The organism is Vibrio sp. 10N.247.310.17, from assembly GCF_041466605.1.
GTDB lineage: Bacteria > Pseudomonadota > Gammaproteobacteria > Enterobacterales > Vibrionaceae > Vibrio > Vibrio tasmaniensis_A.
On the sequence record NZ_JBFSTC010000069.1, the window covers coordinates 22,930 to 28,947 of the forward strand.

The following is a 6,018-nucleotide window of genomic DNA, read 5'->3' on the forward strand; positions in this document are numbered from 1 at the left end:
ATGGATAAAGGCATGTGTTTACTTCTGGCTGAGACAGCGTTGATGGCAACCGGTCTGCATCGTCATGAAGAGGCAAATACCATTGCGGAATGCCTTGAGTTGCAAGGTGATGCAGAAGAAGTCGTTGCTATGATTCGTTCAATGAGTTTGATGAATCGTGGCTTGTACGAGGACGCTCATCGTTTACTTGAACCGCTTTGCGTGACACGCCCAGACTTAATCGGTCTGGCTGCGCTAGCGGCAGGAAAAGCTGGGCTCTTAAGCAAAGCCGAATCGTGGTTAGATATGGCATTAAAAGGCAATGAAGAAAACCAAGCCTTTGCCATGAGTTTTTCTAAAGACATCAGGAACCTTTAATGAAGGTTGAAAGCAACGGAATCAACAACATGCTCAGTCAGGTGCCGAAAGCACCCCGGAATGATACACCTGATGCGAACAAGATGAACCGTTTGATGAGTGAGAACCCACCAGATAAGAACATACCGACTACGAAAAAAAATACGGATAGTGTCACGCGGTCTAAAGGTAGAACAGCAGCTATTAAAGAGTGGTACGAAGCACTAAAACGTTCTGGAGACTTCAGCGCAGCAGCGCTTAGCAGAACGCTTAAAGACGCGTTTATTTCGCCTAGTGAGAAAAAAAAAGCCTTATGGTATGCCTTTAGTCAGGAACAAAGCGCAAAAGGCACTGATAAAGCATCACCAGAATTGTTGGCATTATTTAAGCATGAGCTGTTGGGCAGTTTTTCAGGGCGCTTGCTAGCGACTCCCCCTAAAGACCGCCGAGAGTTGAAAGCGTTGCTTTCTGAATATTTCCCACTTGGTGCGCAAAAAGAACAAGCGCTTTGGCACTGTTGGGGTGAGTTGAAAGACATCCCTGCCCAAGCTCCAGTATTGGAGGTGGTCCGAAAAGAACTGAGCTTTGTTATACAAAAGAATGCCATGGTCAAGAACATGTTGAGTTACAGCCACAAACTAGACCTCTCATAGGAACGGATATGATTAATACGCAGTACACAGAAGTGATGCAAACCAACCTCGAGCAAGTGCAAGACGCACAAGCTGAAGCGGGACTTAGTGAGCGTTTCGAGCAAGCGATGCTATCGCCTGAGGGAAACCACGGTTTAGAAGGTGGCTTGTTAGAAAACATTAGCGAACTGAAAAACACCATCGACAATGCAAAAACTAACTTAACCGATAGCATGGCAATGGTTGGTGACGACCCTGCTCAGCTCTTGCAGATGCAATGGGCGTTGAGTCGAATTACCTTTCAAGAGGAGCTGATTGCCAAGACGGTAGGTAAAACGACACAGAATGTAGAAACATTGTTGAAGGCCCAATAGTCATGATGAAGACAATACGTGCCGTGTGCATGTTACTCGTGTTATTTTTAGCTGGCTGTCAGACGGAGCTATACACTGGAGTAAGCCAGAAAGAAGGCAATGAAATGCTGTCTATTCTGCTTTCTGAGGGGGTGGTGGCAACCAAAGAACCGGATAAAGACAACACCATAAAATTGATGGTAGATAACGCTCAAGTCGCATTTTCGGTTGATGCTCTGAAACGTAAAGGCTACCCGAAAGAGCAGTTCTCAACACTCAAAGAAGTGTTTCCGAAAGATGACCTGATTTCGTCTCCGATTGCAGAAAGGGCGAGGCTTATATACGCGAAATCGCAAGAACTATCATCAACGCTGTCACAAATTGATGGAGTGTTAGTGGCACGCGTTCACATTGTACTTGAAGATAAAAACCTTCGTCCAGGTGAACGTCCAACTCCTGCTTCTGCATCAGTGTTTATTAAACACGCAGCGGATGTGGCACTCGACTCTTATGTACCTCAAATTAAGCAGTTAGTGAACAATAGTATTGAAGGGCTTAACTACGAACGTATTAGCGTTGTCATAGTACCATCTTCGGAAGTTCGTGTGACGGCTCAAAGCAAGCAATTTGAAAGCATTTTGTCTATTCAAGTGACCAAGGACACGGCAAGCAACTTGATTGCTATCCTCGTTTTCTTGTTACTACTTATCATCGGTTCTAACGCAGCGACGTTTGCATGGTGTCGTAGGAATGCGCAACGTGGTTAATTCTGATACGCCAGTTTCTCAGATTTATCATCAGTTTAATTATTGTCCTTGCAGTTATATTGATGAGAGTTGGATAAGCAAGAAACAGCCTTGGTTATTACGAGTCCAAGACTGGAGACACCAGGCTGCGATCAATCAATGGTGTATTGAAGAATGGCAGCTATCAACGATTACTGATCATGTTTTTAATCATCCATTTAATAGTTTGGTGTTACTTCCAGTTGAAACGACTAACAAATTACTGTTGCTGATTGGTGGGGCAATGTATTGTGAATCGATGCGCCAAGTTGTCTTGAAACAACCAAAGCAGTGCCTCAATCATATTTTTGGTGTCGATGAAACGCGTTTTTTAATTCAACACGGGCCAATGATGATCTCAAATTGGCCAAACGGTTGGCAAAAAACATTGCCGGCGAGTTTAGATGAAGCCAGCTTTGAAAAGGCAGCCCGTGAACTTGGGTATCTATGGGTCACATTTTTACTGGAGAAATCACCATCAGAGCTTGTACAAAGGTGGCAGTTCAAGCTCGATTGTTCATTAACCCAAACAAAACTCAGTGCTGATTGGTTCGATGAAACGCATCGAGATCTTGCTTATCGACTTATAAAGAAAATCGCAAAACAGGTAATCCCTCAATGGTTTCATTTGTTGAAATAAAAACTGACAACTTGCAGTTGGCTACAGGTCTAAAGATTCTCAAAGCAAAGGATTATGTGAGTTATTTAGATTCGCAACACTTGGTTGAAGCTGCACACTCTAAAGCCGAGAGCATTATTACAAAAGCTGACGATGCTTATGAGTTAGAAAGACAGCGTGGTTACCAGGATGGTATCGATCAAGCGAAGATAGAGAGCGCAGAAACTATGATGTCAACGCTTGCACGATGTAATGAGTACTACTTGCAAGTCGAACAGAAAATCACTGGCGTAGTGCTTGATGCCGTAAGCAAAATTATCAGTAGTTTCGACGATGTGGAAACAACGGCAATAGTGGTGAGGGAAGCGCTTCAGCTGGTCAGTAATCAGAAACAAGTGATTCTGCACGTGCACCCCGAGCAAGTGACAGAGGTGCGAGATAAGGTTTCCTTAATACTCAGTGACTTCCCGGAGGTCGGCTATGTTGACGTTATTGCAGATGCGAGACTCAAAAATGGTGGGTGCATACTGGAAACTGAAGTCGGTATTATCGATGCCAGTATCGACGGGCAACTGCAAGCTCTTAAGCAGGTGATCACTAAGCAATTCAGTGAGCGCCAACAGATACAGTCTTGACGTGCTTATCTTTAACTCTCGAAAGCTCAGAAAAACGCTGGGCTTTTTGAGCTTTACTTTCTATTCACTGTACCTTTCTACCATTTCTCTAGTTTTATCTTAGCTTCCCATCCGATCTTTATAAACGGCTTAAAATGAAAAAAAGCCGACCATATCTGGCATATTCTGTGACTGTTATTGAGCACAATACTTACATCAACGGGAACTCTGATTATCTTAAAGGCTCTATTAACTATCGCCTCATAAGAGAGTAACGTTCGTTCAGAATACTGAATTTGTTTTTCTAAAAACGGTTAATCTAACAAAATTAACCAGCAACAATGGAAAATAAAATAATGTGATAGGTGTATTTAAATTCGAAATTTTATATCTTTTATTTTAAATAGATACATCAATATTAAATATCAGGATGGTAGGTGAGTATGGATAAGGTAAATACCTTACTAATTGAGCTTGGTAACACACTCGATATTGAACGGGTGACTGCATATGATTATCAAATGTGGACAGTATATATGTCTGCAGGCAAAGAGATTGAAGTTCAAGGCTTGGATGAGAGAGAAGAACTGTTACTTTCAATCAAGGTTTGCCAAGATGAAGAGTCATTTGAAATTAAAAAACTGAAAACACTTTTGGAATATAACTTCTTATACCGGGAGTCAGGTGGGGTACAGTTCTGTATAGACCCTAAAAACAATGAAGTACACATGCAGATAAGTATACCACTTACCTCAGAAGTGAGTCGTGTTTCTATCCTGATTACTCAGCTTATGGAGCTTTGTGAACTGTGGAAGCAATATCTAACGGCTCAGTTTCAATCGATTGAGCAACATAAAAAGCTGCATACTTTCATCTCTGTTTAAAAGGTTAGGGTTATGGTAAATATCAATACATCACATATGCATTCGCTGAGCGAACTCACTGCACAGTTATCTACACAAAACCAATCGGACGACAAAGAAGTTCGGGCTCACGGAGGCAAGGACATCTTTGTTAAAGAAGGTGCGCCGAAAAACACAAGCGTAAGCTCTCGTATCAATCACCAAAACAAAGCGAAATCGATCGTCGTTGATCTATTGGTTAAGCAAGGTCTGCCAAAAGGTGTCGCCAAAGCTATGATGCAAAACGTACTGAATGGTGAAAATAAGTTGACTCTTGGAAACCTTAAAGACCTAGAGCGATTATCGACAGGGCCTAGAGAGAATTGGCCAAGTGTTTCAAGCACTTCAAAACCATCCAGCGCAGGTAAAACCGCTCCAGCAGATGCCTTGATTAGAAAGCACCAAGCTACACTGCAAAAGTTGGGTGATTTCGCTTGTACTGACCTTAATACCTTCGGTGATAAGAGATCTGAGTTCTATCAAGCGAAAGCGAAGCCAAGACTAGAAGGCTTCTACGCAAATCCAGCAAGAGTTCAACAAGATAAAAAAGCGACCATGTCAGCAAACATGGTTCAAGTGGCGGCTCAAAGAGGCAATAGCCCTCAGATGGGGACACTTCAAAACATTGCGAAATCCGTTCAGGACGCAAAAGCCGGTTGCTGTACTACGTTTGCCTTTGCCGCGGCCGCTGAAATGATTCAAGGGATGCAGGGTGATGCGAATCAAAACACTAAGGTCGAAGTAGTGGCATTCAAGAAAGGACACTCAGGCACGCACTTGTATGTTTTGGTTGGTAGACAGGACGGTAGTGATATCAAAGACCCAAGCTCATGGAATAAAAATGTGAAAATTGTAGACCCTTGGGCAGCTTCAGCATTTGGTGCGAGAATGTTTGGTGATATTGCTCATCCACCGGTTTCCAACATGTTCCCACCATCTGAAGTGATTTTTTCTAGCCACAAACTGGACTAAAGATTCCATAATCGGTTGCTAATATTTACTACCAAAAAGGAGCAGTATTACTTTGCTCCTTTTATTTTTTTAATGTAAGTGATATCAATCTGGAAAATTAACTGCTCAAGTCTATCCATTCTCTAGCGCACATTTTCGATACCCTTTTCGGCACTTCAAGAAACCTATTCCACGCAACGCATACCTTGGAAACAATGTCCTCATAGTCTTCGAAGCTTTGGTTCGCTAAGTAGTGTTGTCGTAACCAACTCCATACTTGTTCTATCGGGTTAAGCTCTGTCGAATATGGGGAAAGTTTGATGATACTGACATTATCAAATTTGTGGGCGATATCATCGGTATGCCAACCTGCGCCATCCATTATTACTACAGCATGCCTTCCTTCCTTTGTCTGTGATATCGGATATTTGCTTTAAGTGTTAGATCATAATGTCTTTATTGACCCAAGGCACAACCATAGCTTCTCCAATCCCTCAGCTAGGACAAACAGAACCGAACAGGTAAGCGTACTCAAATTGCTGCTGTTTTGGCGCCCTTGGGCGCGTTCCTGTTTCAGCCCACAAGCGTGTCGTTGTGTTTTGTTGTCCGAATCTAGCTTCGTCTTGAAACCAGACATCGACACTCTCCAGCCCAATATGACCGAGGATCTTAAGGATCGTTTCTATTTTGAATTTTTTAAAATCGTCTTGGATTTGCTGTGATTGTTTGGGGTGTTTGGATCGAGAAGTTATCCAAGAAAAGCCCATGTGGTCCCTATCTGGCAGGGTAGTTGTCACTGTTAAAATTTAACCAGTTTGGGCGATAA

Annotated in this window: 8 protein-coding genes and 1 pseudogene; 8 read left to right on the plus strand and 1 reads right to left on the minus strand. The window is 42.7% G+C overall.

Annotated features, from left to right (window positions below):
* The 8 genes from AB6D80_RS17445 to AB6D80_RS17480 all read left to right on the plus strand — a co-directional run bounded on the left by AB6D80_RS17445 (position 1) and on the right by AB6D80_RS17480 (position 5,213).
* The gene (locus tag AB6D80_RS17445) at positions 1-357 is read left to right on the plus strand and encodes a YscG family type III secretion system chaperone (protein ID WP_017096469.1); all 357 of its coding nucleotides are present in this window, start codon (positions 1-3) and stop codon (positions 355-357) included.
* Positions 357-989 carry a YopR family T3SS polymerization control protein gene (locus AB6D80_RS17450; RefSeq protein WP_372189143.1) on the plus strand — a complete coding sequence of 211 codons (633 nt, stop codon included), beginning with the start codon at positions 357-359 and terminating at the stop codon, positions 987-989. Before AB6D80_RS17445 ends, AB6D80_RS17450 begins: the two co-directional genes overlap by 1 nt.
* A gap of 8 nt (positions 990-997) precedes the next feature.
* A complete protein-coding gene (gene sctI, locus AB6D80_RS17455; protein WP_017096471.1) occupies positions 998-1,342 on the plus strand; it encodes a type III secretion system inner rod subunit SctI in 345 nt (114 codons plus the stop codon).
* Between the two features lie 2 nt (positions 1,343-1,344).
* A complete protein-coding gene (gene sctJ / locus AB6D80_RS17460; RefSeq protein ID WP_029223148.1) occupies positions 1,345-2,088 on the plus strand; it encodes a type III secretion system inner membrane ring lipoprotein SctJ in 744 nt (247 codons plus the stop codon).
* Positions 2,072-2,746, plus strand: coding sequence for a SctK family type III secretion system sorting platform protein VscK (gene vscK, locus AB6D80_RS17465; protein WP_017096473.1), 675 nt, complete (start codon positions 2,072-2,074; stop codon positions 2,744-2,746). The genes sctJ and vscK overlap by 17 nt, the downstream gene beginning before the upstream one ends.
* Positions 2,725-3,360 carry an HrpE/YscL family type III secretion apparatus protein gene (locus AB6D80_RS17470; protein WP_017096474.1) on the plus strand — a complete coding sequence of 212 codons (636 nt, stop codon included), beginning with the start codon at positions 2,725-2,727 and terminating at the stop codon, positions 3,358-3,360. The genes vscK and AB6D80_RS17470 overlap by 22 nt, the downstream gene beginning before the upstream one ends.
* Positions 3,361-3,782: 422 nt before the next feature.
* Complete coding sequence (locus AB6D80_RS17475; RefSeq protein ID WP_017096475.1) at positions 3,783-4,223, plus strand: type III secretion system chaperone; 441 nt, start codon at positions 3,783-3,785, stop codon at positions 4,221-4,223.
* Between the two features lie 12 nt (positions 4,224-4,235).
* Positions 4,236-5,213 (plus strand): hypothetical protein, encoded by a 978-nt coding sequence (locus tag AB6D80_RS17480; RefSeq protein WP_372189145.1) that lies wholly within the window; start codon positions 4,236-4,238, stop codon positions 5,211-5,213.
* Positions 5,214-5,310: 97 nt separating this feature from the next.
* Here the strand turns inward: AB6D80_RS17480 and AB6D80_RS17485 are convergent.
* Positions 5,311-5,959: pseudogene (locus AB6D80_RS17485) on the minus strand (IS630 family transposase); the annotation flags it as partial.
* Between the last annotated feature and the right edge of the window lie 59 nt (positions 5,960-6,018).

Excerpts from the sequence above, each read along its gene's own strand:
- AB6D80_RS17445 (WP_017096469.1), top strand. The coding sequence starts at position 1 with ATGGATAAAGGCATGTGTTTACTTCTGGCTGAGACAGCGTTGATGGCA.
- AB6D80_RS17450 (WP_372189143.1), top strand. The coding sequence starts at position 357 with ATGAAGGTTGAAAGCAACGGAATCAACAACATGCTCAGTCAGGTGCCG.
- sctI (WP_017096471.1), top strand. The coding sequence starts at position 998 with ATGATTAATACGCAGTACACAGAAGTGATGCAAACCAACCTCGAGCAA.
- sctJ (WP_029223148.1), top strand. The coding sequence starts at position 1,345 with ATGATGAAGACAATACGTGCCGTGTGCATGTTACTCGTGTTATTTTTA.
- vscK (WP_017096473.1), top strand. The coding sequence starts at position 2,072 with ATGCGCAACGTGGTTAATTCTGATACGCCAGTTTCTCAGATTTATCAT.
- AB6D80_RS17470 (WP_017096474.1), top strand. The coding sequence starts at position 2,725 with ATGGTTTCATTTGTTGAAATAAAAACTGACAACTTGCAGTTGGCTACA.
- AB6D80_RS17475 (WP_017096475.1), top strand. The coding sequence starts at position 3,783 with ATGGATAAGGTAAATACCTTACTAATTGAGCTTGGTAACACACTCGAT.
- AB6D80_RS17480 (WP_372189145.1), top strand. The coding sequence starts at position 4,236 with ATGGTAAATATCAATACATCACATATGCATTCGCTGAGCGAACTCACT.